Genomic DNA, 15,434 nt, shown 5'->3' with positions numbered 1-15,434 from the left:
GCTCCTGAGACAAGCCCTTCCGGCCTGCCATCGATACGTTAACTATCGTCCCGCTGATGGATGTATTCCTTCAGCAGCTTCTGTTCTTCCCCAGAAAGCGAGCGGCTATCCAGAAGATCGGCACGGCGTTCCCAGGTCCTTCCGAGGGATTGCTGCAAACGCCAGCGCCGGATGTGTTCGTGATTGCCGCTGAGCAGCACCTCAGGAACACGCTTATCCGCATACACTTCCGGTCGCGTGTAATGCGGGCAGTCGAGCAGGCCGTCGGTAAACGAATCCTCCTCGGCAGAATCAGCATGACCCAGTGCTCCGGGGAGCAGTCGGGTCACCGCATCGATCAGCACCATGGCCGGCAGTTCACCGCCGGACAACACGTAATCGCCAATCGACCATTCTTCATCGACATGCGCCTGAATGAAGCGCTCGTCGATGCCTTCGTAACGCCCGGCGATGAGGATCAAACTCTCTTCCTTCGCCAGCTCACGGACATCGGCCTGTTTCAGCTGACGCCCCTGTGGCGACAGGTAGATCACCTTCGCCTTCTCGCCAGCGGCCTGCCGGGCATCCGCCAGTGCAAGCTCCAGCGGCCTGATCTTCATCACCATGCCTGGACCGCCACCGAAGGGGCGATCATCCACCGTCTGGTGGCGATCTTCGGTATAGGCTCGCGGATTCCAGCATCGCAGCTGGAGCAGCCCCTGCTTCACCGCGCGACTGGTAATACCATAGTCACACACGGCAGCGAACATGTCCGGGAACAGACTGATGACTTCTACACGCAGACTGGACATATCGCTCAGAAGTCCGCGTCCCATTCGACCTGCATCTCGCCTGCCGCCAGATCGACCTTCAATACACAGGGGTCGGTATAGGGCAGCAGACGTTCACGATCATCCAGGCTGCCTTCGCACGGCTTGACCACCAGGACATCGTTGGCACCGGTTTCAAGCAGATGGTCGACCTTTCCGAGCGTTTGCCCGAGCTGGTTGATGACCGTCAAACCCTGAAGCTGATACCAGTAATACTCATCGCCGGCCAATGACGGCAGTTCGCTGCGGGGAATGCAGATCTCGAAGTCCGCGTAGGTACGCGCCTCTTCCCGATCACTTAGCCCCTTGAGCGTAGCCACCAGTATCTTGCCCTGGAGGCGCCCCTTGACCAGCTCGACCTGCTTGACCTCGCCACCTCGCCTGAGCGTCCAGTTGCGATAACCCAGCAGATTGTCGATGGGATCGGTAAAGGAATAGACCTTCACGTCACCCCGCACGCCATGCACCGAAACGATCTTGCCGATTACGATCAAATCCTCGACCGGGGCTGGCGTCGTGTTCATGCGGTTCAGGCAGCAGCCTTGGCAGCTTCCTTCAGCAGCTGAGCAACACGCTCAGACGGCTGTGCACCCTGGCTCAACCAGTAGGTGGCACGTTCCTGATTGACGGACAGCTTGACTTCAGCACCCGAAGCAACCGGATTGAAGAAGCCGATACGCTCAACGAAGCGGCCATCGCGCGGGTTGCGGCTGTTGGTCACGGTCAGGTGGTAGAAAGGGCGCTTCTTGGAGCCGCCACGGGCGAGACGAATAGTTACCATGTGAACATCGTTCCTGTAGTCGGTGCGAACTTTAGGCACACACTTAAAATGGGCCTATGGCCCGAAAGGCCGCGCATTTTACGAGTAAAAGGAAAAAGCTGCAAGCTGGAAGCCAGCGTAGGGTGGATGTCGCTTTTTACATCCACCGAGGCTCCGCTCGTCGGGTCGATGAAGCGTGACCCGACCTACAGCTGCAAGCGAATCAGTGTGGCGGCTGGCGCCGAAACAACCTCAAGCGCTTTCCCGCTTTTCCTTGAAGCTTATGGCTTGCAGCTTGCCGCTGCTTTTTAGAATTTCGGCATTCCGCCACCGGGGAACATGCCGCCCATGCCACGCATCATCTTGGCCATGCCGCCCTTGCCGGTGACCTTCTTCATCATCTTCTGCATCTGCTTGTGCTGCTTGATCAGCCGTCCGATGTCCTGCACCTGGGTGCCTGAACCCAGGGCGATGCGGCGCTTGCGCGAGCCGCTGATGATGTCCGGGTTGCGTCGCTCGACGGGCGTCATCGAGTTGATGATGGCCTCCATCTGCTTGAACTGCTTCTCGGCCACGCCTTGGGCGTTACCCATCTGGGACAGGTTCATGCCGCCGATCGAGGGCAGCTTGTCCATCAACCCGCCGAGACCACCCATGCTCTTCATCTGCTGAAGTTGATCGCGGAAGTCTTCGAGGTCGAAGCCCTTGCCCTTCTTCAGCTTCTTGGTGAGCTTCTCGGCCTTTTCCCGATCCAGCGTCTGTTCGGCCTGCTCGATCAGGCTGAGCACGTCGCCCATGCCGAGGATGCGCGAGGCGATACGGTCCGGATGGAAGGGTTCGAGCGCATCGCTCTTCTCGCCCATGCCGAGGAACTTGATCGGCTTGCCGGTAACCTGCCGCACCGAAAGCGCCGCACCACCACGCGCATCGCCGTCGACCTTGGTCAGCACCACGCCGGTCAGCGGCAGCGCCTCGCCGAAGGCCCTGGCGGTGCTGGCGGCATCCTGACCGGTCATGGCATCGACCACGAACAGAGTTTCAGCCGGGTTGATCGCCGCATGCACGGCCTGGATCTCGGCCATCATCTCGGCATCGATGGCCAGACGACCGGCGGTATCGACCAGCACCACGTCGATGAACTTCAGCCTGGCTTCACGGATCGCCGCCTGGGCGATCTCTACCGGTTTCTGGCTGATATCGGAGGGGAAGAAGGTCGCGCCGACTTCAGCCGCCAGCGTTTCCAGCTGCTTGATCGCCGCCGGACGATAGACATCCGCCGACACCACCAGCACGGACTTCTTCTTGCGCTCCTGCAGGAAGCGCGCGAGCTTGCCGACCGTGGTGGTCTTGCCCGCGCCCTGCAAACCGGCCATCAGCACCACCGCCGGCGGCACCACGCTCAGATCGAGGTCTTCGTTGGCCGCGCCCATCAACTCTTCCAGCTCGGCGCGGACGATCTTCACGAATGCCTGGCCTGGCGTCAGGCTCTTGGAAACCTCCGTCCCCACGGCCCGGTCCTTGACCCTGGCCACGAAATCCTTGACCACCGGCAACGCGACGTCCGCTTCGAGCAGCGCCATCCGCACTTCGCGCAGGGTGTCCTTGATATTGTCCTCAGTCAGCTTGGCCTTGCCGGTGACATGGCGAAGCGTTTGCGAGAGACGATCGGTTAGGTTTTCAAACATGAGCCATTTCCACGCTGAATGTGGTTAAGGGAAGCGATTATAGAAGCTGCAAGCCCTGTGCCGGTACCCCATCATCACCGCTATTGCCGCAGATAGCCAAACGACCCTCGACAGCCACGTCGAAGGCCGGCACACAGCCACCATCCCCATGAAACCGCCTTCGCCCGGCACAGCGACCACTCGCCCCCGCTCCCATGCTTTTGCACGCCAGGGGTTTGTGCCACACTCAGCAACTTTCGAGCCCGTTGAAAGACTATGCACCCTTTGCTACCGAGCCTGGCTGCCGCCTGTCTCTACGCTGGCGTAACCGGATATCAAGGCCTGCGCCTGGCACAACGCTCCGCGCCGGACAAGCGCTTGCTGGCTGTTCTGGGCGTGCTGGCACTGATCGCCCACAGCGCGAGCCTCTTTATCCAGCTGCTCTCGCCCAGCGGCCTGCATCTGGATTTCTTCACTGCTTCGAGCCTGATCGCCGCAGCGGTAACGCTGCTGATCCTGCTCGCCCTGTATCACATGCCGGTCGAGAACCTGCTGCTGCTGCTATTCCCGCTGAGCTGCCTAACAGTGCTTTTCGCCCAGTTCGCACCCTCCGGCACGGCACCCGCGATCAGCGAAGAGCCAGGCATTCTCGCGCATATCCTGTTTTCCATCCTGGCCTACGGCATGCTGACCATCGCCGTCTTCCAGTCCTTGCTGCTGCTCCTGCAGGATCACCATCTCAGGCACAAGCATCCATCAGGCGTGATCAGGAATTTCCCACCGCTGCAAACCATGGAAAGCCTGCTGTTCGGCTTTCTGCTGGCCGGCTGGCTGCTGCTGTCGGCTTCACTGATCACCGGCTGGCTGTTTCTAGACAATCTGTTCGCGCAGCATCTGGTGCACAAGACACTGCTGTCGGTCATCGCCTGGGTTGTCTTCGGTCTGCTGTTGTGGGGGCGCCACCGACTCGGCTGGCGCGGCTACAAAGCCATTCGCTGGACGCTCGCCGGCTTCTGTCTGCTGATGCTGGCCTACTTCGGCAGCAAGCTGGTCCGCGAATTCATCCTGCATATCTGAAGGCAGTCTTGTGGATAGTCTACACCCCGGCTTTTTGGTCGGCTTACTGATCTTCCTGCTTCTGTGCTCTGCATTTTTTTCCAGCTCGGAAACCGGAATGCTCAGCCTCAACCGCTATCGCCTCCGGCATCAGGCCAGAGAGGGCCATCGCGGAGCCAGACGCGCCATCGACCTGTTGTCCAGGCCGGACCGCCTGCTCGGCACCATTCTGGTGGGCAACAACTTCGTCAACATCCTCGCTTCCTCGATTGCAACGGTGCTGGCGATGCAGCTCTGGGGCGAAGCCGGGATCGCCATTGCGACCATCGGCCTGACTATCATTCTTCTGATCTTTGGCGAAATCACGCCCAAGACGCTGGCAGCGCTGCGTCCCGAAGCCATCGCCTATCCGGTCAGCCTGCCGCTGCTGATGCTGCAGAAAGTGCTGTATCCGCTGGTAGCACTGCTTGGCTGGATCAGCAACGGCCTGCTCAGACTGCTTGGCGTGGACCCCTCCAAGAAAGGCACCGACAGCCTGTCAACCGAAGAGCTGCGCAGTGTGGTGCGCGAGTCCGGCAGTGATCTGCCGATGAATCGCCAGAGCATGCTGCTCGGCATCCTCGATCTGGAGCGCGTCACCGTCGACGACATCATGATTCCGCGCAACGAGGTCACCGGCATCGATCTCGAAGACGACCTTGAAACCATTGTCGGCCAGCTGCGCACCACACCGCACACACGCCTGCCGGTGTTCCACAAGGACATCAACCAGGTCCAGGGCATCGTCCACATGCGGCAGATCGCCCGCCTGCTCAGCCACGACCAGCTGACCAAGGACAATCTGCTCGAAGCCTGCACCGACCCCTACTTCATACCCGAGAACACTCCGCTCTCGACCCAGCTGCTCAACTTCCAGAAGCAGAAAAGGCGCATCGGCATCGTCGTCGACGAGTACGGCGACGTACTGGGCATCGTCACCCTGGAAGACATCCTCGAAGAGATCGTTGGCGAATTCAGTAACCAGGACGCCCTGCGCAGCCCCGACATCCACCCGCAGGATGACGGCACACTGGTCATCGATGGTGCCGCCTACCTGCGCGAAATCAACCGCGCCCTCGGCTGGCAATTGCCCTGCGACGGCCCCAAGACACTCAACGGCCTGATCACCGAAGCCCTCGAACAGATTCCCGACAGCGGCATCTGCCTGCAGATCGGGTCATATCGGCTGGAAATCCTCCAGGCCGCCGACAATCGGGTGAAAAGCGTGCGGGCCTGGGTCGCCGGAGACGCCACAGCGGCATCCGACGACACCGAACAGCTATAGCAGCTGCGTATCGATTGCCGTTGCGACCTGCAACGCCTTCGCCCGTGCCGCCTCGATGGATTCATCCCGCGCCAGGGCCACACCCATTCGCCGCTGACCGTTGACCTCCGGCTTGCCGAACAGGCGCAGCGCGGTATCCGGCTCGGCCAGTGCGGCGGCCAGATTGCCGAAGCTGACCTGTTCGCTCTCGCCCTCCACCAGCACCACGGCAGACGCCGACGGACCGAACTGGCGAATGGTCGGGATCGGCAGACCGAGAATGGCCCGCGCATGCAGGGCGAATTCGGACAGATCCTGGGAAACCAGCGTCACCAGCCCGGTATCGTGAGGCCGTGGCGAAATCTCGCAGAACCAGACCTGATCGCCCTTGACGAACAATTCCACACCAAACACGCCACGCCCACCAAGCGCTTCGGTGACTGCCAACGCGATGCGTTCGGCCTCGGCCATGGCAGCCGCACTCATCGATTGCGGCTGCCAGGATTCCTGGTAATCGCCCCTTTCCTGGCGGTGCCCCACCGGCTGACAGAATGTGGTCCCGCCGACATGGCGCACCGTCAGCAGGGTGATTTCGTAATCGAAATCGATAAAGCCCTCGACGATCACCCGGCCCTTGCCGGCGCGCCCGCCCGCCTGGGCGTAGTCCCAGGCGGGGTCGATATCCGCTTCACTGCGCAGCACTGACTGTCCTTTGCCGGAGGAGCTCATGACCGGCTTGATCAGGCATGGAAAGCCGATGGCCAGCGCGGCGCTGCGGCAGTCTTCCAGTGAGTCGGCAAAGCGATACGGCGAAGTCGGCAGCTCCAACTCTTCGGCGGCCAGGCGGCGAATGCCCTCGCGGTTCATGGTCAGCTGCGCAGCCCGCGCGGTAGGAATCACCGTAAAGCCTTCGGCTTCCAGCTCGACCAGTGTCGCAGTGGCGATGGCCTCGATCTCGGGGACGATATAGTGCGGTTTTTCCTGCTCGATGATCGCTCGCAGCGCTGCGCCGTCGAGCATATCGACGACATGATGACGGTGCGCGACCTGCATGGCCGGCGCGTTGGCGTAGCGATCCACGGCGATGACTTCGACGCCCAGACGCTGCAGCTCGATCACCAGCTCCTTGCCCAGCTCGCCGGAACCACACAGCAGGACGCGAACAGCGCTGGCAGACAGCGGAGTGCCGATTCGTGGCATGATTTTCCTCATTTACGGATGTGAATGGTTACAACAGCTGACCGCGCTCGCGGGCCCGCTCATGGCAACGCAGCAGCACTTCACGCCGCTCGCTGTTATTCAGCCGACTCCAGCGAATGATCTCGTCGACGTGGCGCTGGCAACCGATACAGACATCCGTCTCATCCAGCGCGCAGATGCTTACACAGGGCGAAGCGACCGGTTTCTCGACGGGGGACGACATCAATCGCCCTGCTCTACCAGATCGCGCGCATAGCGCTGGGCATTCTGCACGTAATGCGCGGCGCTGGCTTCGAGCATTTTCTTCTGCTCTTCAGTCAGCTCGCGCACCACCTTGCCGGGCGAGCCAACCACCAGCGAGCCATCGGGAATGACCTTGCCTTCGGGAATCAGGGTGTTGGCGCCGATAATGCAGTACTTGCCGATCCGTGCCCCGTTGAGGATCACCGCATTGATGCCGATCAGGCTGTAATCGCCGACGCTGCAGCCATGCAGCATGGCGTTGTGGCCCACGGTGACGCCAGTACCCAGCGTCAGCGGATGGCCCATGTCGGTATGCAGCACACTGCCGTCCTGAACGTTGCTGTTCTCGCCGATATGGATCAGCTCGTTGTCGCCACGCAGCACCGCGCCGAACCAGACGCTGGCGCCGGCATCCAGGCGAATCTTGCCGATCAGCGTGGCGCCTGGCGCCGCCCAGCTTTGCGGATGCGTTTCAACACGGGACTCGCCCAGACGATATTTCACAGCCATCACCTCTTCTTGTTGGTCAGGTCGATATAGGAAGCCGGCGCCCGACGCATCTCGATCCCGGCGTCGTACACCAGGTTGACCAGCTCGACGACCATGATCGCCGTCAGCCCCCAGATTTGATATTCGCCATAACGGTAAGACGGGATATACCAGGCGCTGCCCTGGTAATCGATACGATGAGTGACCTCACGCGGGTCCTGGCAGAAAAAATCCAGGGGCACGGAAAACACCGAGGCGATTTCGGCATCATTGGCGCGGTACTCGACATAGTCCGGCACGATGCCGACATAGGGAGTGACATGGATGCCATGCAGCGAAATCAGGCTACTGAGCGGCCCGACGATCTCCACCATGCCTGGCGCCAGCCCCACTTCCTCCTCGGCCTCGCGCAACGCGGTATGCGCCAGATCATGGTCTTCGGGATCGCGGCGACCGCCGGGGAACGCCACTTCACCTCCGTGGGTGGACAGCCCGCTGGCACGCAACGTGAGCACCAGTTCGGGCGATTCACTGCGGGTAACCGGCATCAGCACTGCTGCTTCGGGCAGCCGGCCTTCCGGCTCCAGAAGGTGCGGAGAGTAGTCGCGCACTCGTCGGAGAATAGTGTCCAGCATGAAAAATCTCTTTGCGTATTTGACCGGCATCATGGCATGGATCACCGAGGCGCCCAAGACAGGAAAAGCCAAAATACACAGCGGCAGCAACCGCTTGCCGAAAGCAGACAGGCCTTGTCTAGTTCAGCACAACGCGGCTCGCAGCAAAGCGGGAAAAGCCCCTAGAATACGCCCTAGTCGACCGGCTGCAGCCGTCCTGCCCGCGTCGGACAAAGGCCTGATGCAATACCAATACCGGGGAAAATACCGAATGCGCTGGCTGTTAGCGATTTCCTGCCTCACCTTTGCCGTGCTGTCACATGCGACAGCTGTACCGGCTCTGGACGGCGCCTTCATCGACAAGGTCCTGGTGGTCAAATCGGAACGCCAGCTGCATCTGATCAGCCGTGGCGTCACGCTGAAAAGCTATCGCGTCTCGCTGGGCAAGCAACCCGGTCCCAAGCAACGCGAAGGCGATCAGCGCACCCCTGAGGGACTCTACTGGATCGACTGGCGCAAGACCTCGGACAAGTTCAACCTGGCGATGCACATCTCCTACCCGAACGCCAAAGACCTGGCCCGCGCCCGCGCCGAAGGCGCATCGCCAGGCAGCATGATCATGCTCCACGGCACGCCACTGGATGAGGAATATCCCGAGTGGTTCTTCCATACCCTCGACTGGACCGAAGGCTGCATCGCCTTGAAGAACGATGATATGCGTGAGGTGTGGAACCTGGTGAAAGACGGCACGCTGATCGAAATCAGACCGTAGGGCTGAATTCATTCGGCCAGGCATTGGTAAACGACCGAACAGGTTCGGCCCTCCAGAGCCAGGCCGTACGAGCCGAAGGCGCAATCCGGCAATCGATGCACGGAAGGGCCAAACGGAGTGGGCGCTGCGCCTAAAAGACCATATCCGACAAACGCCAGACATCGAATGCCGGCGTTTCATAGGGGTGCGCCTGCTTGAGCGCCTTGACGCAGTCATGGATCAGTTCGTCGGCGACCACCAGCTCCACCCTCCATTCCGAAACCAACTGCACCTGGTCCTCCTGGCCAAGAAACGGCTGGCTGCCTTCCAGAGGCCGATACTGGCCACGCCCGAGCACCTGCCAGCTGCAGCGATCATAGTCGCCAATACGCCCGCCACCCGCGGCGAACACTGCATCCTTGACCTCTTCCAGATGGCTCTCCGGCACGTAGAAACAGAGCTTGTACATCAGTATCTCCACAAGAAACTTCGACGAGACGAAGCAGGCAGATCGCTCAAAAAAGCGCAAGTGTCCCAAAAGCAGACCCGGCATTTTCTGCCGGGGGTCAATGTTCGACGCTGCCGCAATCGCCGGGTTCAGCAACTGCAAGCTACCCGCTCGCAACCATGAAAAAGCCCGGAGCGCTTGCACGCTGCCGGGCTTTGTTTTCAGCGGGCGTCGATGTCAGTCCACCCAGACCCGCGCATTGCGGAACATGCGCATCCAGCCGCCGTCCTCCTGCCACTCATCAGGGCGCCAGGAGTTGGTCACGGCGCGGAATACCCGCTCCGGGTGCGGCATCATGATGGTCACGCGACCGTCACGGTTGGTCAGACCGGTAATCCCCAGCGGCGAGCCATTGGGGTTGGCCGGATAACGCTCGGTGACCTTGCCGTGGTTATCCACGTAGCGCAGGGCCACGGTGCCGGAGCGATCAGCGGCCTGCAGCGCCACGGCGCTGGAGAACTCGGCATGCCCTTCGCCATGGGCGATGGCGATCGGCAGGCGCGAACCGGCCATGCCCTGGAGGAAGATCGACGGCGATTCCTGCACCTGGACCATCGCCACACGCGCCTCGAACTGCTCCGAGCGGTTGCGCACGAAGTGCGGCCAGGAGTCGCTGCCGGGCACCAGCTCGTGCAGGTTGCTCATCATCTGGCAGCCGTTGCACACGCCGAGGGCGAAGCTGTCGCTGCGCTCGAAGAATGCCTGGAAGCCATCCCGCGCACGGGTATTGAACAGGATCGACTTGGCCCAGCCCTCACCGGCACCGAGCACGTCGCCGTAGGAGAAACCGCCGCAGGCCACCAGGCCCTTGAAGTCTTCCAGGTTGATGCGTCCGGAGAGGATGTCGCTCATGTGTACGTCCACGGCAGCGAAGCCGGCGCGGTCGAACGCCGCCGCCATTTCCACCTGACCATTGACGCCCTGCTCGCGCAGCACCGCCACCTGCGGGCGCACGCCACGCTTGATGTAGGGCGCGGCGATGTCCTGGTTGACGTCGAAGCTGAGCTTCGCGCCGAGACCGGGATTGTCCTCTTCCAGCAGGGCATCGAACTCCTGGTCGGCACAGTCGACGTTGTCGCGCAGACGCTGGATGCGGTAGCTGGTTTCGCTCCACTGCTGCTGCAGCAGGCGGCGGTCGCCACTGAAGACCTCGTTGCCGGCGAGCCGGATCGAGATGTAGCCGTTGTTGACCGGCTGGCCGATCACCGCGACACAATCGCCAAGGCCGGCGGCGCTGAACTGCGCGAGGACGATTTCGGTGTCGTCCTGACGCACCTGGATCACCGCGCCCAGCTCTTCGTTGAACAGCACGGCGGGCACTTCATCAGCATCGTCCAGCAGACCGTCGAGATTCAGGTTCAGCCCGCAGTGGCCGGCAAAAGCCATTTCCAGCACGGTGGTCAGCAGACCGCCGTCGGAGCGGTCGTGGTAGGCCTGCAGCAGGCCATCGGCGTTCAAGCCCTGGATCACCGCGAAGAACGCCTGCAGGTCTTCGGCATCGTCGACGTCCGGCGCCTGCCGCCCGAGCTTGCCGTACACCTGGGCCAGGATCGAGCCGCCCATGCGGTTCTGGCCGCGGCCCAGGTCGATCAGGATCAGGTCGGTGGCGCCCTTGTCCAGGCGCAGCTGCGGGGTCAGGGTCTGGCGCACGTCGAGCACCGGCGCGAAGCCGGAGACGACCAGCGACATCGGCGAGGTGACGCTCTTCTCGGCGCCCCCCTCGTCCCAGCGAGTCTTCATCGACATCGAGTCCTTGCCCACCGGAATGGTCAGGCCCAGCTGCGGGCAGAGCTCCATGCCGACGGCTCTGACCGTGTCGTACAGCCGCGCATCTTCGCCCGGGTGGCCGGCGGCGGCCATCCAGTTGGCGGACAGTTTGATGTCGGAGAGTTTTTCGATACGTGCGGCGGCAAGGTTGGTCAGCGTCTCGCCGATGGCCATGCGCCCGGAGGCCGGGGCATCGAGCAGCGCCAGCGGTGTGCGCTCGCCCATGGCCATGGCTTCGCCGGTGTTGACGTCGTAGCTGGTGGTGGTCACGGCGCAGTCGGCCACCGGCACCTGCCAGGGGCCGACCATCTGGTCACGCGCCACCATGCCGGTGATGCTGCGGTCGCCGATGGTGATCAGGAAGCTCTTGCTGGCCACCGCCGGATGGCGCAGCACGCGGCCAACGGCCTCGTCGAGGTAGACCGCCGCGGCATTGAAATCATCGCCCAGCTCGGTTTCGCGGCTGGCGCTGCGGTGCATGCGCGGCGTCTTGCCGAGCAGCACGTTGAGCGGCATGTCCACCGGCGTGTTGCCGAAATGGCTGTCGGCGACGGTCAGATGCAACTCTTCGGTGGCCTCACCAACCACCGCGAACGGGCAGCGCTCGCGCTCGCAGATGGCCTTGAAACGTTCGAAATCGCCGGCGTCCACCGAGAGCACGTAGCGCTCCTGGGACTCGTTGCACCAGATCTCGTGCGGCGCCATGCCGGGTTCGTCGTTGGGAATGTTGCGCAAATCGAAGCGACCACCGCGACCGCCGTCGTTGACCAGTTCCGGGAAGGCGTTGGAAAGGCCGCCGGCTCCGACGTCATGGATGAACTTGATCGGGTTCTGTTCGCCCAGCTGCCAGCAGCGGTCGATGACTTCCTGGCAACGACGCTCCATTTCCGGGTTGTCGCGCTGCACCGAGGCGAAATCCAGGTCCGCCGAGCTGGCGCCGGTGGCCATGGAGGACGCCGCGCCGCCACCCAGGCCGATCAGCATGGCCGGGCCGCCGAGTACGATCAGCTTGGCACCGACGCTGATCTCGCCTTTCTGCACGTGATCTTCGCGGATGTTGCCCATGCCACCGGCGAGCATGATCGGCTTGTGGTAGCCCCGCACTTCCTCGCCGCGCGGAGTTTCGACGCGCTGTTCGAAAGTCCGGAAATAGCCGGCCAGCGCTGGACGACCGAATTCGTTGTTGAACGCCGCGCCGCCCAGCGGGCCTTCGATCATGATGTCCAGCGGGGTGACGATGCGCTCGGGCTTGCCGTAGGGCTTTTCCCAGGGCTGCACGAAATCCGGAATGTTCAGGTTGGAGACGGTGAAACCGGTCAGCCCGGCCTTAGGCTTGGAGCCGCGACCGGTGGCACCTTCGTCGCGGATCTCGCCGCCCGAACCAGTGGCCGCGCCGGGGAACGGCGCGATGGCGGTCGGATGGTTGTGGGTTTCCACCTTCATCAGGATGTGTACCGGCTGGCGGGTCGCCGCGTACTCGCCGGTCTCGGGATTGGGGTAGAAGCGCCCGGCCTCGTGGCCGACGATCACCGAGGCGTTGTCCTTGTAGGCCGAGAGCACGCCTTCGGAGTGCATCTGGTAGGTGTTCTTGATCATGCCGAACAGGGACTTGTCCTGGCTCTCGCCGTCTATGTCCCAGCTGGCGTTGAAAATCTTGTGCCGGCAATGCTCGGAGTTGGCCTGGGCGAACATCATCAGTTCGATGTCGTGGGGGTTGCGCCCCAGGCCGGTGAAGCTGGTCACCAGATAGTCGATCTCGTCATCGGCCAGCGCCAGGCCCAGCTCGATGTTGGCCTGCTCCAGCGCGGCGCGGCCGCCGCCCAGTACGTCCACCGCGGTCAGCGGCTTGGGCTGGGCGTGGCTGAACAGGTTGGCGGCGTCTTCGAAGCGTTCGAGCACCAGTTGGGTCATGCGGTCATGCAGCGCGGCGGCGATCAGTTGCGCATCGCCTTCGGACAGTTCGCCCTGCACGTAGAAGGCGATGCCGCGCTCCAGGCGCTGGATCTTGTCCAGACCGCAGTTATGGGCGATATCGCTGGCCTTGCTCGACCAGGGCGAGATGGTGCCGAAACGCGGCACCACCAGGAACAGCCGGCCCATCGGCTCCTGCACGGGTACGCTCGGGCCGTATTTCAGCAATCGGTCAAGAACCTGCTGCTCATCTGCGTCCAGCGTGTCGGTTACTTCGGCGAAATGGGCAAACTCGGCATACAACCCGCTCACGGCGGAGACCTTCTCGGTCAGTTGTGCCAGGAGCTTGCCGTGACGGAAGGCGGAAAGAGCGGGAGCGCCGCGCAGAATCAACATCGTCGGAACAGCCTCGAAGAGGGGAGCAGTCGGGGCGCGTATTCTAGCCCATGACGGCGGTCAAGGGGCAGCCAGCGAGTTGCCGCCCACCTCAATGCAATATCTGGCTCAAGAACAGTTTCGTCCGCTCATTGACCGGATTGCTGAAGAACACGTGCGGGTCGGCCTGCTCGACGATCTCGCCCTTGTCCATGAAGATCACCCGGTCGGCGACGGTGCGGGCAAAACCCATCTCGTGGGTTACGCAGAGCATGGTCATGCCGCTTTCGGCCAGTCGGATCATGGTATCCAGCACCTCCTTGACCATTTCCGGGTCGAGCGCCGAGGTGGGCTCGTCGAACAGCATGATCTTCGGCTTCATGCACAGCGCACGGGCGATGGCCACGCGCTGCTGCTGGCCGCCGGACAGTTGCCCTGGAAACTTGTCGGCCTGCTCGGGAATACGCACCTTCGCCAGGTAATCCATGGCAATTTCCTCGGCCTGCCGCCTGGGCAGCTTGCGCACCCACATGGGCGCCAGCGTGCAGTTCTGCAGCACGGTGAGATGCGGAAACAGGTTGAAGTGCTGGAAAACCATGCCGACTTCGCTGCGAACCGCCTCGATGTGCTTGAGATCGTTGGTCAGCTCCACACCGTTGATCACGATGCGACCCTTCTGATGTTCCTCAAGACGGTTGAGGCAGCGAATGGTGGTCGATTTGCCCGAGCCCGAGGGACCGCAGAGCACGATGCGCTCACCCTGGCTGACGTTCAGGTCGATGTCCTTGAGTACATGGAACTGGCCGAACCATTTGTTCACGCCCTGCATCTGAATGACCGGTTCAGCGGCCTGTTCCTGCCGAGATATATCGCTCATGTACTTCTCCTAATGCCGATGGCCGGTGTCGAGCTTGCGCTCCAGATGCATGGAATAGCGCGACATGCCGAAACAGAACATCCAGTAGACCAGTGCTGCGAACACATAGCCTTCCGTGGACATGCCAAGCCAGGCCGGGTCGGCGGTAGCGCGCTTGATGCTGTTGAGGAAGTCGAACAGGCCGATGATGATCACCAGGCTGGTGTCCTTGAACAGCGCGATGAAGGTGTTGACGATGCCGGGAATGACCATCTTCAGCGCCTGCGGCAGGATCACCAGGATCATGCTCCGCCAGTAGCCCAGCCCCATCGCCGCAGCCGCTTCGTACTGACCCCTGGGTATCGCCTGCAGGCCACCGCGCACCACTTCGGCGATATAGGCGGCCTCGAAGAAGATCACCATCAGCATGGCCCGCATCAGCTTGTCGAGGTTCATCTGCTCGGGCAGGAACAGCGGCAGCATCACCGAGGACATGAACAGCACGGTGATCAGCGGCACGCCACGCCAGAACTCGATGAAGGTGACGCACAGCACGCGGATCGCCGGCATGTCCGAACGTCGCCCCAGCGCCAGCAGGATGCCCAGTGGCAAGGCACCGGCTATGCCCACGGCGGCGATCACGATGGTCAGCATCAGTCCGCCCCAGCGGGAGGTCGGCACCGTTTCCAGACCGAGGAAGCCGCCGTGCAGCAACCAGTAGGCCACGAGCGGATAGAGCAGCAGGTAGACGATGCCGTAACGCACCTTGTGCGGCATCCGCCGGAAGAACAGCGGCGCTGCGCCGAGTACCGCCAGCCAGGCGGCGGCGTCCACGCGCCAGCGCAATTCAGTCGGGTAAAAGCCGTACATGAACTGGCTGAAGCGCGTCTGCACGAACACCCAGCATGCGCCCTCCCGGCTGCAATCGGCCCGCGTTTCGCCGGTCCAGTCGGCCTTGATGATGGCCCAGTCGATGATCGGCGGCACGATCAGCCAGATCAGGTAGAGCCCCAGCAGAGTGAGCAGCGTGTTGAACCAGCTGGAGAACAGATTGCTGCGCAGCCAGCCGACCACGCCGATATTGCGTGACGGTGCCGGCAGGTCCGGTTTGAAGGTATGAGTCGTCAT

At 62.2% G+C, this 15,434-nt stretch carries 15 protein-coding genes; 3 read left to right on the top strand and 12 right to left on the bottom strand.

Annotation, left to right across the window (positions count from 1 at the left end):
* Positions 1 to 38: 38 nt before the first annotated feature.
* The 4 genes from trmD to ffh all read right to left on the bottom strand — a co-directional run bounded on the left by trmD (position 39) and on the right by ffh (position 3,254).
* Entirely contained in the window at positions 39 to 791 is a 753-nt protein-coding gene (gene trmD / locus ACYCFC_RS00265) for a tRNA (guanosine(37)-N1)-methyltransferase TrmD (RefSeq protein WP_181086619.1), read from the bottom strand.
* Positions 792 to 796: 5 nt separating this feature from the next.
* On the bottom strand, positions 797 to 1,333 hold the full coding sequence (rimM, locus tag ACYCFC_RS00260; protein ID WP_459652805.1) for a ribosome maturation factor RimM: 537 nt from the start codon (positions 1,331 to 1,333) through the stop codon (positions 797 to 799).
* 5 nt (positions 1,334 to 1,338) lie between these two features.
* The gene (gene rpsP / locus ACYCFC_RS00255; RefSeq protein ID WP_021208322.1) at positions 1,339 to 1,590 is read right to left on the bottom strand and encodes a 30S ribosomal protein S16; all 252 of its coding nucleotides are present in this window, start codon (positions 1,588 to 1,590) and stop codon (positions 1,339 to 1,341) included.
* Between the two features lie 287 nt (positions 1,591 to 1,877).
* Positions 1,878 to 3,254 (bottom strand): signal recognition particle protein, encoded by a 1,377-nt coding sequence (gene ffh / locus ACYCFC_RS00250; RefSeq protein WP_181086621.1) that lies wholly within the window; start codon positions 3,252 to 3,254, stop codon positions 1,878 to 1,880.
* 255 nt (positions 3,255 to 3,509) lie between these two features.
* Between ffh and ACYCFC_RS00245 the strand changes: the two genes are divergently transcribed.
* Both ACYCFC_RS00245 and ACYCFC_RS00240 read left to right on the top strand, forming a co-directional pair.
* Positions 3,510 to 4,310 (top strand): cytochrome C assembly family protein, encoded by an 801-nt coding sequence (locus ACYCFC_RS00245; RefSeq protein WP_181086622.1) that lies wholly within the window; start codon positions 3,510 to 3,512, stop codon positions 4,308 to 4,310.
* A gap of 10 nt (positions 4,311 to 4,320) precedes the next feature.
* Positions 4,321 to 5,613, top strand: a complete 1,293-nt coding sequence (locus tag ACYCFC_RS00240) for an HlyC/CorC family transporter (protein WP_459652804.1) — start codon at positions 4,321 to 4,323, stop codon at positions 5,611 to 5,613.
* Here ACYCFC_RS00240 and purT read toward each other — a convergent pair.
* From purT to ACYCFC_RS00220, 4 genes are read right to left on the bottom strand one after another with little or no spacing between them, the layout of a single operon-like run.
* Positions 5,608 to 6,792 carry a formate-dependent phosphoribosylglycinamide formyltransferase gene (gene purT / locus ACYCFC_RS00235; RefSeq protein ID WP_459652803.1) on the bottom strand — a complete coding sequence of 395 codons (1,185 nt, stop codon included), beginning with the start codon at positions 6,790 to 6,792 and terminating at the stop codon, positions 5,608 to 5,610. The genes ACYCFC_RS00240 and purT overlap by 6 nt on opposite strands.
* A 28-nt stretch (positions 6,793 to 6,820) precedes the next feature.
* Complete coding sequence (locus tag ACYCFC_RS00230; RefSeq protein ID WP_181086625.1) at positions 6,821 to 7,015, bottom strand: DUF1289 domain-containing protein; 195 nt, start codon at positions 7,013 to 7,015, stop codon at positions 6,821 to 6,823.
* Positions 7,015 to 7,539, bottom strand: a complete 525-nt coding sequence (locus ACYCFC_RS00225; RefSeq protein WP_181086661.1) for a gamma carbonic anhydrase family protein — start codon at positions 7,537 to 7,539, stop codon at positions 7,015 to 7,017. Before ACYCFC_RS00225 ends, ACYCFC_RS00230 begins: the two co-directional genes overlap by 1 nt.
* A gap of 5 nt (positions 7,540 to 7,544) precedes the next feature.
* A complete protein-coding gene (locus ACYCFC_RS00220; protein WP_181086626.1) occupies positions 7,545 to 8,159 on the bottom strand; it encodes a CoA pyrophosphatase in 615 nt (204 codons plus the stop codon).
* A gap of 250 nt (positions 8,160 to 8,409) precedes the next feature.
* Here ACYCFC_RS00220 and ACYCFC_RS00215 point away from each other — a divergent pair, with 250 nt between their 5' ends.
* Positions 8,410 to 8,910, top strand: a complete 501-nt coding sequence (locus ACYCFC_RS00215) for a L,D-transpeptidase family protein (RefSeq protein WP_181086662.1) — start codon at positions 8,410 to 8,412, stop codon at positions 8,908 to 8,910.
* Positions 8,911 to 9,040: 130 nt separating this feature from the next.
* Here ACYCFC_RS00215 and ACYCFC_RS00210 read toward each other — a convergent pair whose 3' ends face one another.
* The 4 genes from ACYCFC_RS00210 to ACYCFC_RS00195 all read right to left on the bottom strand — a co-directional run bounded on the left by ACYCFC_RS00210 (position 9,041) and on the right by ACYCFC_RS00195 (position 15,434).
* Complete coding sequence (locus ACYCFC_RS00210; RefSeq protein WP_181086627.1) at positions 9,041 to 9,358, bottom strand: YqfO family protein; 318 nt, start codon at positions 9,356 to 9,358, stop codon at positions 9,041 to 9,043.
* 216 nt (positions 9,359 to 9,574) lie between these two features.
* Entirely contained in the window at positions 9,575 to 13,471 is a 3,897-nt protein-coding gene (gene purL, locus ACYCFC_RS00205) for a phosphoribosylformylglycinamidine synthase (protein WP_459652802.1), read from the bottom strand.
* Positions 13,472 to 13,562: 91 nt separating this feature from the next.
* The gene (locus ACYCFC_RS00200) at positions 13,563 to 14,327 is read right to left on the bottom strand and encodes an amino acid ABC transporter ATP-binding protein (protein ID WP_181086629.1); all 765 of its coding nucleotides are present in this window, start codon (positions 14,325 to 14,327) and stop codon (positions 13,563 to 13,565) included.
* 9 nt (positions 14,328 to 14,336) lie between these two features.
* Positions 14,337 to 15,434 (bottom strand): amino acid ABC transporter permease, encoded by a 1,098-nt coding sequence (locus ACYCFC_RS00195; RefSeq protein WP_181086630.1) that lies wholly within the window; start codon positions 15,432 to 15,434, stop codon positions 14,337 to 14,339.

The organism is Stutzerimonas sp. NM35, from assembly GCF_054604355.1.
Note: the sequence above shows the minus strand (reverse complement) of the source record. Positions and strands in the feature narration are given on the sequence as shown.